At 65.8% G+C, this 13,589-nt stretch carries 12 protein-coding genes; 9 read left to right on the top strand and 3 right to left on the bottom strand.

Features of this window, described 5'->3' with window-relative positions:
• A partial coding sequence (locus QOD90_RS03300; protein ID WP_526346632.1) for a wax ester/triacylglycerol synthase family O-acyltransferase occupies nt 1–1,232 on the bottom strand: 1,232 nt, incomplete at its 3' end.
• 165 nt (nt 1,233–1,397) lie between these two features.
• Here QOD90_RS03300 and QOD90_RS03295 point away from each other — a divergent pair.
• Together QOD90_RS03295 and fadD12 are read left to right on the top strand one after the other, a co-directional pair.
• A complete protein-coding gene (locus tag QOD90_RS03295; RefSeq protein ID WP_526346638.1) occupies nt 1,398–2,138 on the top strand; it encodes a 1-acyl-sn-glycerol-3-phosphate acyltransferase in 741 nt (246 codons plus the stop codon).
• Nucleotides 2,139–2,145: 7 nt separating this feature from the next.
• On the top strand, nt 2,146–3,795 hold the full coding sequence (gene fadD12 / locus QOD90_RS03290; protein ID WP_526346630.1) for an acyl-CoA ligase FadD12: 1,650 nt from the start codon (nt 2,146–2,148) through the stop codon (nt 3,793–3,795).
• 12 nt (nt 3,796–3,807) lie between these two features.
• Here fadD12 and QOD90_RS03285 read toward each other — a convergent pair whose 3' ends face one another.
• The gene (locus tag QOD90_RS03285) at nt 3,808–4,110 is read right to left on the bottom strand and encodes a hypothetical protein (RefSeq protein WP_526346628.1); all 303 of its coding nucleotides are present in this window, start codon (nt 4,108–4,110) and stop codon (nt 3,808–3,810) included.
• An 11-nt stretch (nt 4,111–4,121) separates the two neighbouring features.
• On the bottom strand, nt 4,122–5,621 hold the full coding sequence (locus QOD90_RS03280; protein WP_526346636.1) for a class I adenylate-forming enzyme family protein: 1,500 nt from the start codon (nt 5,619–5,621) through the stop codon (nt 4,122–4,124).
• Between the two features lie 181 nt (nt 5,622–5,802).
• Here QOD90_RS03280 and QOD90_RS03275 point away from each other — a divergent pair, with 181 nt between their 5' ends.
• From QOD90_RS03275 to QOD90_RS03245, 7 genes are all read left to right on the top strand, one after another.
• A complete protein-coding gene (locus QOD90_RS03275) occupies nt 5,803–6,957 on the top strand; it encodes a thiolase family protein (RefSeq protein WP_526346626.1) in 1,155 nt (384 codons plus the stop codon).
• A gap of 21 nt (nt 6,958–6,978) precedes the next feature.
• Nucleotides 6,979–8,199 (top strand): cytochrome P450, encoded by a 1,221-nt coding sequence (locus tag QOD90_RS03270; protein ID WP_526346624.1) that lies wholly within the window; start codon nt 6,979–6,981, stop codon nt 8,197–8,199.
• 26 nt (nt 8,200–8,225) lie between these two features.
• Entirely contained in the window at nt 8,226–9,722 is a 1,497-nt protein-coding gene (locus tag QOD90_RS03265; RefSeq protein ID WP_526346622.1) for a class I adenylate-forming enzyme family protein, read from the top strand.
• Nucleotides 9,719–10,873 carry an acyl-CoA dehydrogenase family protein gene (locus tag QOD90_RS03260; RefSeq protein ID WP_526346620.1) on the top strand — a complete coding sequence of 385 codons (1,155 nt, stop codon included), beginning with the start codon at nt 9,719–9,721 and terminating at the stop codon, nt 10,871–10,873. The genes QOD90_RS03265 and QOD90_RS03260 overlap by 4 nt, the downstream gene beginning before the upstream one ends.
• A 98-nt stretch (nt 10,874–10,971) precedes the next feature.
• Nucleotides 10,972–12,123 carry an amidohydrolase family protein gene (locus QOD90_RS03255; protein WP_526346618.1) on the top strand — a complete coding sequence of 384 codons (1,152 nt, stop codon included), beginning with the start codon at nt 10,972–10,974 and terminating at the stop codon, nt 12,121–12,123.
• A 30-nt stretch (nt 12,124–12,153) separates the two neighbouring features.
• Nucleotides 12,154–12,393 (top strand): hypothetical protein, encoded by a 240-nt coding sequence (locus QOD90_RS03250; RefSeq protein ID WP_526346616.1) that lies wholly within the window; start codon nt 12,154–12,156, stop codon nt 12,391–12,393.
• Nucleotide 12,394: 1 nt separating this feature from the next.
• Complete coding sequence (locus QOD90_RS03245; protein ID WP_526346634.1) at nt 12,395–13,540, top strand: acyl-CoA dehydrogenase family protein; 1,146 nt, start codon at nt 12,395–12,397, stop codon at nt 13,538–13,540.
• Nucleotides 13,541–13,589 lie beyond the last annotated feature (49 nt).

Below are 13,589 nucleotides of genomic sequence, written 5' to 3'. Positions count from 1 at the left end.
ACGCCCACCCCGAAGGTGAGCGGTCCGACTGAGTAGAGCTCGACGAGAGGAGCACCGGCGATCCGCCCGAACTGACGTGGCCCAGGGACGTTGGAGACGGGAACGTTGATCAGCTTGTTGGGCGACTCGCTGGCTGCGATGCGACGAAACCCCCACTCCGTCAAGGCCGGTGGGGCGTAGCACGACCACCGGCTGACCAGCTCGTGGCCAAGCAGTCGGGCGTTCTCCTTGCCGATGGTCGAGCTGACACGGGCGAGCCGCACCCACTCGAGCGGATCGGCGACGTGCACGGGAAGCGACACGACGATAGTCCCGATCGCGTTACCCGAGATCCGCTCTGGTGACGTGTCAGTGCTCAGCGGTACCCCACATAGCAAGGGCTGGTCTGCGTGGCCGTCGTACTTCAGCAGAAGGGTGCGTAGAGCGCCGGTGACGATGGCCAGCACCATGTCGTTGATCGTGACGCCGAGCTGCTTGCCGGTGGCCTTGACGGCAGCGATGTCCACAGTGGCGCTGGCGAAGGTGCGCCCGGGTGACACGACGTGATTGAGGAACGTCTCCGGTGGGTGGAAGTTGCGGGCCAGGTCGGGTGCGGACGGGGATTTGCGGCGCACGCGCCGAACCCCCTTGACGGTGTCCCACACCAGGCGAGGAAGCTCGCGCAGCAAGGCGACGTGATCACGCATGGCGCCCAGGATCAATTGCCCATCGGACGGGCAAGGGTCCCGGCGGTAGTCGTCCTTCTCGGACTGTGAACTGCCGGGAAGGTCCAGCGCACGTGCCATCAGGTTGGCCGACGCGACGCCGTCGGCCAGGGCGTGGTGGACTTTGCCGACGATGGCGAACCGGTGGTCCGCCATGCCTTCGACGAAGTAGAACTCCCATAGCGGCCTGGTGCGATCCAGCGGAGTGCTCGCGATCTCGCCGATCGCAGCATCGAGTTGACGGTGATCGCCAGGGTGCTCGATCTGCAGGCGCCGAACGTGGTAGTCGAGGTCGACGTCGCAGTTCTCCAACCACATCGGGTGATGAAGCTTGCCCGGGATTTCGGCGAGTTGGTACCGCAACGGGTCGAGCAGGTGGAGTCGGCGCGCCAACGTCTGACGGAACCGGTCGTAGCCGAAGTCGGGGGTGTTCGACGCATCGACGACGGCGATCTTCAGGGTGTGCTGATGCAGGTTGTCGGTCTCGTTGTACAGCAGGACCGCGTCCCAGCCTCCAAGCCGCTTCAACGTTCCTCCAGGTGCTGCATCGGTTCGACAGTATTCGGGTACCCGTCCCTCATGCTGGATAACATCTAAATATCTAACGACATTTGATGAGGGGGCCATGTGGACTCGTCCGAACGCGAGCCGTCGGCCATCGCCCAGTGGGACCCGGTACTCACCGAGAAGTCGATGGGCGTGATCCGGCCGGTGATCAAGGGCTGGCATCGCGCCGAAGTGCGCGGACTCGAAGACTTTCCGCCCGGCGGCGCATTGGTGGTGGCGAACCATTCGGGTGGACTCTTCGCGATGGACGTACCAGTCTTCGTCACCGATTTCTACGAAAAGTTCGGCTACGGCCGAGCGGTCTACACGCTTACCCACGACATGATGTTCGCCAGCCCGCTAGGCGACTTCTTGAAGCGGACCGGCTTCATCCCGGCAAGCCACGAGAACGCCGACGAGGCGCTGCGCGCCGGTGGCGTCGTCGTGGTCTTTCCCGGCGGCGATTACGACGTCTACCGTCCGACGGCCTCGGAGAACACGATCGACTTCAACGGCCGTACCGGTTACGTCCGGGCCGCGCTGAACGCCGGTGTGCCCATCGTGCCGTCGGTGTCGATAGGCGGCCAGGAGAATCAACTCTTCCTCACCCGAGGCGAGTGGTTGGCCAAGGCCGTCCGACTGGACAAGCTGCTGAGGGTCAAGATTTTGCCGATCTCCTTCGGGTTCCCCTTCGGCTTCAGCGCGGTGCTTCCGGTTAACCTGCCGCTGCCCACGAAGATCGTCACCCACGTGCTGCCCCCAATCGACATCGTCGCGGAGTTCGGCGAGGATCCCGACGTCGACGAGGTGGATGCACACGTTCGCCATGTCATGCAGCAGGCCCTCGATCTGCTGGCCTCCGAACGCCGCCTCCCCGTGATCGGTTGAGCCACTGATGACACTCCTCGAACGGCTCAGTCAGACAGTCGGATTCGCTGGCACCCTGAGTCGCGCCGGTTTGATCGCCCCGATGCGACCTGATCGATACTGGCGCATGGGCGCTGCGGTACGACGCGAGGGGATGACGGTCACTGCGGGTTTCGCGATTGCGTCGCAGCGCTGCCCGGACCGCCCAGGCCTCGTCGACGAACTCGGAACGCTCACCTGGCGGGAACTCGATCAGCGCAGCGACGCGCTCGCGGCGGCGTTGCAATCGCTGCCCGGCGGCCAACCCAAAGCCATCGGGATCATGGCCCGCAACCACCGCGGGTTCGTCGAATCGTTGATCGCCGCGAACCGGATCGGCGCGGAAGTGTTGCTACTGAACACGTCCTTCGCAGGGCCCGCGCTGGCGGAGGTGGTGCTGCGGGAGAAGGTCGAGGCCGTCATCTTCGACGAAGAATTCACCCCGACCATTTCGCAGGCGTTCGAAGAGCGTCCCGACGCCACCAGGATCGTGGCGTGGACGGACGATCCCGGCGCCCACCCCAACACCGTGGCGGGATTGATCGACGCACATTTCGGCCAGCGCCCGTCTCCGCCGGTGACGTCGGCGAAGATGATTCTATTGACCTCCGGTACCACCGGATCACCCAAGGGCGCCAAGGCCTCCGGTGGCGGCCCCGACGCAATCAAGGGCATCCTCGACCGGACGCCGTGGCGGGCCGAGGAAACCACGGTCGTCGTCGCACCGATGTTCCACGCCTGGGGGTTCGGGCAACTGGTGTTCGCCGCCATGATGGCCTGCACGATCGTCACCCGGCGCAGGTTCGACCCGGAGGCCACGCTCGAGCTCGTCGACCGCCACAGTGCGACCGGATTGTGCGTCGTCCCCGTGATGTTCGACCGCGTCATGGACCTGCCCGACGACGTCTTGGACCGCTATAGCGGGCGCTCACTGCGGTTCGCCGCCGCCTCCGGCTCCCGGATGCGTCCCGACGTCGTCACCGCTTTCATGGACCGCTTCGGCGACGTCATCTACAACAACTACAACGCCACCGAAGCAGGCATGATCGCCACCGCCACGCCCGCCGACCTACGTGCCGCCCCCGACACCGCGGGCAGGCCAGCCGAGGGCACCGACATCCGCATCCTCGACGCCGACTTCCGCGAATTGCCCACCGGCGAGGTGGGCACCATCTTCGTCCGCAACTCAACGCAATTCGACGGCTACACCGAGGGGTCGTCCGACAAGGGCAAGGCCTTCCACGACGACTACATGTCCAGCGGCGATGTCGGCTACCTCGACGACGGAGGTCGACTGTTCGTGGTGGGACGGGACGACGAGATGATCGTCTCCGGTGGCGAGAACGTCTATCCGATCGAAGTCGAGAAGACGCTCGCCACCCACCCGGACGTAGCCGAAGCCTCGGTCCTCGGCGTCGACGACGAACAGTTCGGACAACGCCTGGTGGCCTTCGTGGTGCTCGGGGACGGTGCGGCGGCCACCCCGGACCAACTCAAGGCCCACGTCAAGGAGAACCTGGCGAATTACAAAGTGCCCCGCACCATCACGGTGCTCGACGAACTGCCACGCAGCAGCACCGGAAAGATCCTCCGCCGCGAGCTGAGGGCCTTGGTCGAGACGACTACCGGCTCGCCGTAGGCCGTCGTTCGCTCAGTCGCTGGCGGGCAGCGGCTTGGCTTCCTTGATCACCAATGCCGTCGCGCCCACGCTCAGCGAACCGGAGCCAGCCTTGGTGACGAGCACCTCGGCACCGCCGTCGTCGACGTAGCGCTTGCCCATCGCATTGCCGTCGGCGAACGCTGGGTCGAGCACGGCATCCGCCGGCTTCTCACCGCCCACTGCAACCATCGGCTGGCCGCCGCATCGCAGGTCGTCGAGACTGTCGGCAGCCTTGACGACGATCACCTGCGTGTCGCACACCTGGCTCTGCAACCGAGTGCCGTTCTTGATCATGTTGCCTCCCTTTAGTTGTCGGCGTTCGCGTCGCGGAGATCCTCGATGATCTCGCGACGAAGGAGCTTGCCCGTTGCATTGGTCGGAAGTTCATCGCGAAATACCACCCGATCGGGCGTGCGTGATCCCCGCAGAGCCTTCCTCACGTGCTCGCGCAGCTCATCGGCGTCCGGTTCGGTCCCCGCGGCCGGAACCACCACCGCGACGATGGCCTGACCCCACTGCGCATCCGGCACACCCACGACGGCGACCTCGTGTACGTGAGGATGCTCGACCAGGACGTCTTCGAGCTCGGCGGGTGCGATGTTCTCGCCGCCGCGGATGATCGTGTCGTCGGAACGCCCGGTGATGAAGAGATAGCCCGCCTCGTCGAGCGTGGCGATGTCCTTGGTGGGGAACCAGCCGTGCTCGTCGAGGACCGATCCGATGCCGGTGTACCTTCCGGAAACCTGTTCGCCCCGCACGAACAACTCGCCGGCTTCCCCCGGACCGAGCACGGTGCCGTCGTCGTCGCGAATCTCCACCTCGATACCTGGCACCGGTTGGCCGACCGACGCGAGCCGTTTGGCTGCGAGCTCGTCGGGGTTGCCGTGCGCCGTGCGGTGGTCCTCAGGTGTCAGGACGGCGATGGTGGAACTGGTCTCGGTTAGTCCGTAGGCGTTCACGAAGCCTACCTCGGGCAGCAGATCAAGTGCCTTGCGCACCAACGGAAGTCCCACCTTCGATCCGCCGTAGGCCATGTTGCGCAAGGACGGCAATTTGGTCGGCCGCTGCTCCAGCGCAGTGACGATGCGGTCCAGCATGGTGGGGACGACGGTGGCGGTCGTCACCCGTTCGTCGGCGACGAGTCGCACCCATTCGCTGGCGTCGAACGTGGTCAGGTAGACCATCTTTCGGCCGGCGTAGAGGTTCGACATCGCCGCGTTGACCCCGGCGATGTGATACGGCGGCACACAGATGAGTGCCGCGTCCGCGGCTTCGGCCGAGTCGAATTCGACGGTCCCGGTGATGTAGCTGGTGAGATTGCCATGGGTCAACTCGACCGCCTTGGGCTTCGACGTGGTACCGGAGGTGAACAGCACGATCGCGACGTCATCGGGGTCGGCGAACTCCGCGACGGGTTCCGCAGTCCTCGCCTCGGCCAGAAACTGCTCGGAGGTCAACGTGCGCTTCCCGGCGTCGCCGACCATGTCGCGGTAGCGATCGTCGACGATCACCAGCGGATGGGGCAGCCGTTCGATCAGCTCCCGAACCCCGTCTCGGCTCAGCCGGTAGTTGATGGGCGTGTACGGCTTGCCCGCGCGGGCCGAGGCGAAGATCAGCAGCGGCTGCATGATGCCGCCGGCGCCGACGTACGCGACGTGCTCGGCACCCGAGGCCGCGATCACGCCCGCTCCCCCGTCGGCGAGCGTGCTGAGTTCCCCGATGGTGGGCCGATTGCCGGCGTCCACCAGCGCGATCCGGTCCGGATCGCCGGAAGCGGCCATCTCCAACAGCAGCGAGATACTCAAGTGCTCCTCAGCCTTCATGTACGCGAAACGTGCCGCCAGACCGCCGGCTCCCGGTGGCACTGCAGATTCTAGACCCCAGGCGGTTTAATCCGATATATAGTTATAGGGTTACAGCCGTCCAAGTCAACGCGCACGCCTGCCGTCGGCGAGACACCCAGTGAAACGTGCCGGAAGGATCGCCATGAGCAGCACGCCCGAGATCGCCATCATCGGGGTCGGACTTCATCCGTTCGGACGATATGAAGACCGCTCGGCGCTGGAGATGGGCGCCGTCGCGATCAGCAGGGCACTGCGCGATGCCGGCGTGCCGTGGTCGGACGTGGGCAGTCTGTACGCGGGCAGCCTCGAGGTGGCCAACCCCGAGGCGGTGACCGGCCTGGCCGGCATGACCGGGATCCCGGCGCGGGCCACGCTGAGCGGCTGCGCGACCGGCAACTCACTGCTGACCCTGGCAGCTCGCGACGTACTACTCGGAGAGGCCGACATCGCGGTCGGCGTCGGGCTCGACAAGCATCCGCGCGGCGCCTTCGGAGCCGACCCATCGGTCTCGGGGCTGCCCCAGTGGTACGGCGATCAGGGGATGTTCCTGACCACCCACTACTTCGGCACCAAGATCATGCGCTACATGCACGATCACGGCATCACCGAGGAAACGCTGGCCCGCGTCGCGGCCAAGAACATGGAGAACGGCGCGCTGGCGCCGCACGCGTGGCGACGCAAACCCATGAGCATCGAGGCGATCCTGGCCTCACCCGTCGTGAATGCGCCTCTGCGCCAGTACATGTACTGCAACCCGAACGAGGGCGCCGCCGCCGTGGTGGTGTGCCGGGCAGACAAGGCCAAGCAGTACACCGACGCCCCGATCTACCTCCGTTCGACCGCTCTGCGTAGCCGCCGTGAAGGCGCATACGAGCTGCTGCGCACTTCGATCGAGCTGCCGATCCAGCCCGGCACGACCTCCGAGGCTGCCCGCGCCGCATATGAACTGGCCGGCATCGGCCCCGAGGACGTCGACGTCGCTCAGCTGCAGGACACCGATGCCGGATCCGAAATCATTCACATGGCCGAGACCGGTCTGTGCAAGGACGGCGAGCAGGAGGCGCTGCTTGCCGACGGCGTTACCAAGATCGGCGGTCGACTGCCGATCAACACCGACGGCGGGTTGCTGGCCAATGGCGAACCGGTCGGCGCTTCCGGGCTGCGCCAGGTTTACGAACTGGTTCAGCAGCTGCGCGGAACCGCCGGGGACCGACAGGTGCCCAATGGTCCCCGGGTCGGGCTAGCCCAGTTGTACGGGGCGCCGGGCACCGCCGCAGTCGCCATTCTCTCCAAGTAACCCCAGAAAGGAGTAGTGCAGATGACCGACACCCAGGCCGAAGCGCGGCGCCGGGCCGAAGTGGACCTCGACCACCACTCGGCAGAGTTCCGCGACGACCCATACGGCCGGTTCCGGGAGATGCGCGAATCCGGCTGTCCAGTAGCTCATTCCGAGCACTACGAAGGATTCTGGGCGCTAGTCGACTACGCCTCGGTGTTCGACGCCGCGCGCGACGATGCGCTATTCAACTCCTTTCCGTCGGTGGGGGTGCCAGCCAGCGAGATGCCGCTGCCGATTCTGCCCATCGAGTCGGACCCCCCGGAGACCCAGGAATTGCGCGAGGTCACGCTGAAGCGGTTCTCGCCAGGCTCGGCGGAGCGGTTCCGCGAAGGTGCGATCGAGATGACCGACGAGGCGATCGACGCGTTCATCGAACGTGGCGAGTGCGATCTGGTCGGTGAACTCACCACCCCGCTGCCTGCTCGACTGATACTGCGGCTGTTGAAGTTCGACGAGTCACGGCACATGGACTGGGTGGGTTGGGTGCACAGCACCGTCCATGACCGCGCGCACGAGCCGGAGAAGGCGGGCGCGGCAGGCATGGAGATGTTCGGCGAGATCGTCAAGCACATGGAGCAGCGGCGCGCCGAGGGACTGGGCGATGATCTGTTCAGCGACATCCTGCGGGGCACGCTGAACGGAAGCCCGCTCGACGACGGTCAAATCACCATGTACACGGTGTTGATGATGCTCGGCGGCATGGACACCACCAGCGGGTTCACCGGCAACGTGCTGCGTCGACTGTGCGACGATCGCACACTGCGCCAGCAGTTCATCGACGATCCGAACCTGGTCAAGAAGGGCACCGACGAGCTGCTGCGGCTGTACACCCCGACTCTGGGCCTGGCACGCACGGTGTCGCGAGATGCCGAGTTCCATGGGCAGCCTCTGTGCCAGGGCGACCGGGCGATTCTGATGTGGGCGGCCGCCAACCGCGACCCGGCGATGTTCGAGAACCCCGACGAGCTGGACCTCTCTCGCGCGAATGCCAAGAAGCAGATGGCTTTCGGGGTGGGCATGCACCGCTGCCTCGGCTCGCACTACGCCAAGATGATGTTCGACGTCATGGTGACGAGGGTTCTCGAGCGGCTGCCCGACTTCGAACTGGCGGAGGAGCACAAGTTGTTCGAGGATGCCGGAGAGGTTTACGCCGTCCGCGAACTGAAGGTCAAGTTCACTCCCGGTCCACGGATGAGCTAGCAATCAACGGGTCGGGGACGGGAGACATGCCGACGGCGGGCACCATCGCCGGGCTGCTGGACGAGTGCGCCGTCAGCCGACCTGATCGTCCTCTGCTGCGCGACGTCTCGGGCGAGACGTTGACGGTCGGTGAGGTGGCCGCACTTTCTACGGCGGCCACGCGATGGCTTTGGGACGTCGGCGTGCGGCAGGGAATGACGGTCGCCTGGCAGCTGCCCTCACACGTCAACGCGGCGGTGGTGATGTTGGCACTGGCTCGCACACCCGTCGTCCAGGCTCCAATACTGCATCTCTACCGAGCGCGCGAGGTGTGCACCGCGGTCGACGTCGCGAAGGCCGACGTTCTGCTGGTCGACGAGTCAACGGTCGCCAACGCGTCGGCGGGCGTACGCACCGTCATCGTGCCCGCCGACCTCGTCGAGCAGTTGCAGACCTCGATGCGGTCGCCGCACCCCGAGCTGGACAACCCGCCTGATGCGGCAGAGCCGGGTTGGGTGTACTTCACCTCTGGCACCACCGGCCGTCCGAAGGGCGTGCGCCACACCGACGCCACGTTGCTCAGCGCCTCGCGTGGCTATGTCGCACACATCGGGCTGGGCAGCGATCCTCTGGAAATCGGCACGATCGCGTTTCCCATCGCGCACGTCGGCGGCATGGTCTACCTCGCGGCCGCCCTGCTCGGGGACTTCCCCGTGCTGCTGATTCCCAAGGTCACCGCCGACGATCTGCCGCGACTGCTCGCCGAGCACCGCGTCACGGTGACCGGTGCCAGTACCGCGTTCTATCAGATGCTTCTCTCTGCTCAGATGGCCGCGTCGACAACCGAATTGCTGATGCCGTCGTTGCGGATGTTGATCGGCGGTGGCGCCGCGTGCCCGCCCGAAGTACACAGGCAGGTGCGCGAACACCTGAAGATCCCCGTCGTGCACGCCTACGGAATGACCGAGGCGCCGATGATCTGCGTCAGCGAGGCGAACGACACCGACGAGCAGCTGGCCAACAGCGCGGGGCGCCCCATCCCGGATTCGGAGATCCGGATCGGTGCGGGCGGCGAGATCGAACTGCGTGGCGGCAACCTGACACCCGGCTACGTCGAAGCCGGGCAGTGGAATTACGCCGTGACCGCCGACGGCTGGTTCCGCAGCGGTGACCGGGGCCACCTGCGCCCGGATGGGCGCATCGTGGTCACCGGCCGAACCAAGGATCTGATCATCCGCAAGGGCGAGAACATCGCACCCGACGAGATCGAGAACGAACTGCTGGCACACCCCCTCGTCGACGAGATCGCGGTACTCGGTCAGCCCGACGACCTTCGCGGCGAGCTGGTCTGTGCGGTGGTGCGGCGCTCGCCGCGCCACCGTGACGTCACCCTCGACGAGCTGTGCACGTTCCTCGACGGGCGCGGACTGATGAAGCAGAAGTGGCCGGAGCGGCTGGTCGTCGTCGACGACTTTCCCATGACCGGACTGGGCAAGGTCGCCAAGTCCGAACTGGCCCAACGGATCGCAGGAGGTACCGCATGACGGCGCTCGAAGAAGGCGAACGTCGGGAACTCGCACAGTCCGTGCGTTCCGTCTGCGAGCGGCTGTCGTCTGAGGAGCGGGTGCGCGCCGTCGCCTATGGCGAGGGCGACGCGGGCGAGCACTCCGGTTTCGACACCACCCTCTGGGACGTGCTGTGCAACCAGGTCGGGGTGGCGGCCATCGCGCTGCCCGAGCACCTTGGCGGCGCGGGCTACGGCGCGTCGGCACTGGGCGTCGTCGCCCACGAGCTTGGCCGCGCCCTGGCTCCGGTGCCCTTCTCGAGCTCCGCGGTGCTAGCCACCGGCCTGCTCCTCGAGCTGACCGAGCACGATCCCGATGCCGAGAAGCGCTTCACCGAACTCGTGGAAGGCAGGCGCACCGCTGCCGCGGCACTGACCGGGGACGGCGGGCTGTGGCGCCCGTCGGCAGTGACGCTGACGGCGTCGCGCTCCGGCGGAGACTGGCTCGTCGACGGCACCGTTCGCCATGTTCTCGGTGGCACCGCCGCCGACGACCTCGTCGTCGTCGCGACCGAACGCGACGGGGAGCCAGCGGTGTTCCTGCTCGACCCCACCGCGGACGGCGTCGCCACCGAGGCCGAACGGGTACTCGACGGCACCAGGCCGATGGCCACCATCACGCTGAGTGCTGCGCCCGCAGTGCGACTCTCCGGCGCAGGCTCCATCAGCGCCGTCATCGAACGCAACGTCGACGTGGCACTGGCCGTGTTGTCGGCCGAACAGGTCGGTGCGTGCGAACGGGTGCTCGAGATCGCGACGGCCTACGCCCGCACCCGCGAGCAATTCGGCAGGCCGATCGGCAGCTTTCAGGCCATCAAGCACAAGTGTGCAGACATGCTGGTGGATCTGGAGTGGGCGCGGTCGGCATCCCAAGCAGCTCTGCAGGCGCTCGACGGCTCCGACGACGCCAATGCGGCGGGTGAATCGAACTGGCGAGCCAGCATGGCAAAGGCGGTCTGCTCGGAAGCCCTTCGCGACGCGGTGAGCGCCAACGTCCAGATCCACGGTGGCATCGGCTTCACCTGGGAGGATCCCGCCCATCTCTACTTTCGAAGGGCGCGCACGGACGAGGTGATGCTCGGGTCGCCCGCCCAGCACTGGGATCGGCTAAGTGCACTGATCAACCCCTGAAGACTTGCTTGCTCGCCCTGACCAGCGTGACTACACTCGCTTCAAATAGCTAAATGTTTTTCGGATTGCACCCCGCTCCGAATACGAGGAGAAACCCGATGCCACTGCAGCCCTACATGGAACTCATCTCCGTCGACGACCATCTGATCGAGCACCCCAAGGTGTGGAGCGATCGTCTTCCGCAGAAGTTCCTCGAGGCGGGACCGAAGATCATCGAGTGGGAGCGCCCCGACACCAAGGCGATGTGCCAGGTGTGGGAGTACGAGGGTCGGATCTACCCCTACATCGGGCTCAACGCCGTGGCTGGCAAGAAGCCCGAGGAGTACGGCATCGAGCCGGTGCGCTACGACGACATGATTCCGGGCTGCTACGACCCGAAGGCCCGCGTCGCCGACATGGACATCGACGGTGTCCAGGCGATGACGTGTTTCCCCTCCTTCCCGCGTTTCGCGGGCGCGGTGTTCCACGAGGGCCAGGACAAGGAACTCGCCGCACTCTGCTCGCAGGCATGGAATGACTTCCATACCGACGAATGGGCGGCAACGGCGCCGGACCGATTCATGCCGGTTGCAATCCTGCCGTTCTGGGATCTGGACGCCAGCATCACCGAACTTCACCGGGTGGCCGCCAAGGGCGCCCGATGCGTCAGCTTCCCCGACCTACCGGACAAGCTCGGTCTACCGTCCATTCACTCGGATCACTGGGACCCACTGTGGTCGGCGTTCGAGGAGACCGATGTGGTGGTGGCTCAGCACTTCGGCTCCGGCGGCTTCCCGCCTGCGATCGCTCCCGATGCGCCGTTCGCGGTCTTCATCACGCTGATGGGCACGATCTCGATGAACGCGCTGACCGATTGGCTGTTCTCACCTGCCCTGCACAAGCACCCGAAGCTCAAGGTCGGGCTCAGCGAAGGCGGCATCGGCTGGATTCCCTACATCCTGGAGCGCGTCGACAGCGTGTGGCGCAAGCACCGCTTCTACCAGAACATCAACCAGGAAGTTCTGCCAAGTGACCTGTTCCGCAAGCACTTTCACGGCTGCTTCATCGAGGATGACTTCGGGGTCGAAGTTCGCCACCACATCGGGGTCGACAACATCACCTGGGAGTGCGATTACCCGCACTCCGACTCGTACTGGCCCCGGAGTCGTGAGCGCGCCGCCGAAGCCTTCAAGAACGTGCCCGACGAGGAAGTGCATCGGATGGTCGAGCTGAACACCCGCAAGTTCTACAACTTCCCGAGAGCATCCTGAGCACACGGATTCTCTCCCACGCCAATGGGGGTGAGTGACATCGACGAGATTACGCAGTTGCCGGTCGACGACTGGACTGACCAGGATCTGCTGACCAAGGACGAGGCCCACGGCCGCCTCGTCGAGGAGATCGGTCGGGCGCAGGCCCGGTTGGATGAACTCAGCGACGATCGACCCGACGATCAAGCCGAAATCACCTTGCTGTCGAAGCGGCTCAACGCGATGCAGTCCGTCCGTGACGAGTACCGCACTTCCCTCGACGGGACGTGATGTGCCGCTAGACGAGGACACCGAGGCGCTGCGCTCCGAGATCCGGACCTTTTTGGAGAACGCCGAGAAGCCGCCCGGTCTGCGCAATTACGGAGCCACCCCGACCGATGCCGACGTCGGGCCTGGCCGAACATGGCACAGGTATCTGGCCGAGCACGGCCACGTATGCCTGCACTGGCCCGTCGAGTACGGCGGCCAGGATGCGTCAGTAGCCCGGCAGGCTGTCTTCGCCGACGAATGTGCCCGTGCCGGAGTCCCGCGGCAACTTGGGATTACGGGCATCGACCTCGTTGGCCCGGTCCTGATCAAGTTCGGCACCGAGGCGCAGAAGGCTCAGTTCCTCGAGCCGATCCGCGTTGGTGACGACGTCTGGACACAGCTCTTCTCCGAGCCGGGCGCGGGGTCCGATCTGGCCGGAGTGCGCACCAAGGCGGAGAAGACCGTCGACGGCTGGCGGATCAACGGCCAGAAGGTGTGGAGTTCGGCGGCCAACTCCGCCAAGTACGGCTTGCTGCTGGCGAGAACCAGCCCGGAGAGCCACCGCGGCCTGAGCATGTTCATCGTGCCGATGGACGCCGAAGGTGTGACGGTGCGGCCGCTCGCTCAACTCGACGGCGAGAGCAAGTTCAACGAGGTCTTCTTCGACGACGTCGAACTCGACGACGACGCACTCATCGGCGAGGCGGGCCAGGGTTGGACGATCGCCATGGTGACGCTCGGCCGGGAACGGCTGACCCTCGGCTCGCAGGCGGTGTCGATGTTCAAGCTTCACGAGCGGATGGTGCAGGCCGCTCGCGATCGAGGCCTCCTCGATCCCGTGCTGAACCGGTCGTTGACCAAGCTGTGGAGCCGAATGTGGCTGTTGCGCTTCACCTGGCAGCGTGCCATCGAGGCCGGCGACACCGGCTCGTCGGCCTTCTCGGTGCTCAAGTTGATGACCTCGGAGACCGACCGCGACCTCGGTGACATGGCGACGGAGGTCCTCGGTCCCGACGCGTGCGTCGACCCCGGTGCCGACTCCGATGGGGCCGAGCTGGTGCATGCGATGCTGGTCGGTCGCGCGCAGACCATTTTGGGCGGCACCAGCGAGATTCAGCGCAACATCCTGGGCGAGCGGGTGCTCGGGCTTCCCAAGGAACCGCGATGAGCGCTTGCGCGAAGAGCAGAGTGCGCCGATGAGCGCTTGCGCGAAGAGC

Source organism: Mycobacterium sp., assembly GCF_032161845.1.
Lineage (GTDB): Bacteria > Actinomycetota > Actinomycetes > Mycobacteriales > Mycobacteriaceae > Mycobacterium.
Note: the sequence above shows the minus strand (reverse complement) of the source record. Positions and strands in the feature narration are given on the sequence as shown.

Excerpts from the sequence above, each read along its gene's own strand:
- QOD90_RS03285 (WP_526346628.1), bottom strand. The coding sequence starts at position 4,110 with ATGATCAAGAACGGCACTCGGTTGCAGAGCCAGGTGTGCGACACGCAG.
- QOD90_RS03260 (WP_526346620.1), top strand. The coding sequence starts at position 9,719 with ATGACGGCGCTCGAAGAAGGCGAACGTCGGGAACTCGCACAGTCCGTG.
- QOD90_RS03295 (WP_526346638.1), top strand. The coding sequence starts at position 1,398 with ATGGGCGTGATCCGGCCGGTGATCAAGGGCTGGCATCGCGCCGAAGTG.
- QOD90_RS03270 (WP_526346624.1), top strand. The coding sequence starts at position 6,979 with ATGACCGACACCCAGGCCGAAGCGCGGCGCCGGGCCGAAGTGGACCTC.
- fadD12 (WP_526346630.1), top strand. The coding sequence starts at position 2,146 with ATGACACTCCTCGAACGGCTCAGTCAGACAGTCGGATTCGCTGGCACC.
- QOD90_RS03265 (WP_526346622.1), top strand. The coding sequence starts at position 8,226 with ATGCCGACGGCGGGCACCATCGCCGGGCTGCTGGACGAGTGCGCCGTC.
- QOD90_RS03275 (WP_526346626.1), top strand. The coding sequence starts at position 5,803 with ATGAGCAGCACGCCCGAGATCGCCATCATCGGGGTCGGACTTCATCCG.
- QOD90_RS03255 (WP_526346618.1), top strand. The coding sequence starts at position 10,972 with ATGCCACTGCAGCCCTACATGGAACTCATCTCCGTCGACGACCATCTG.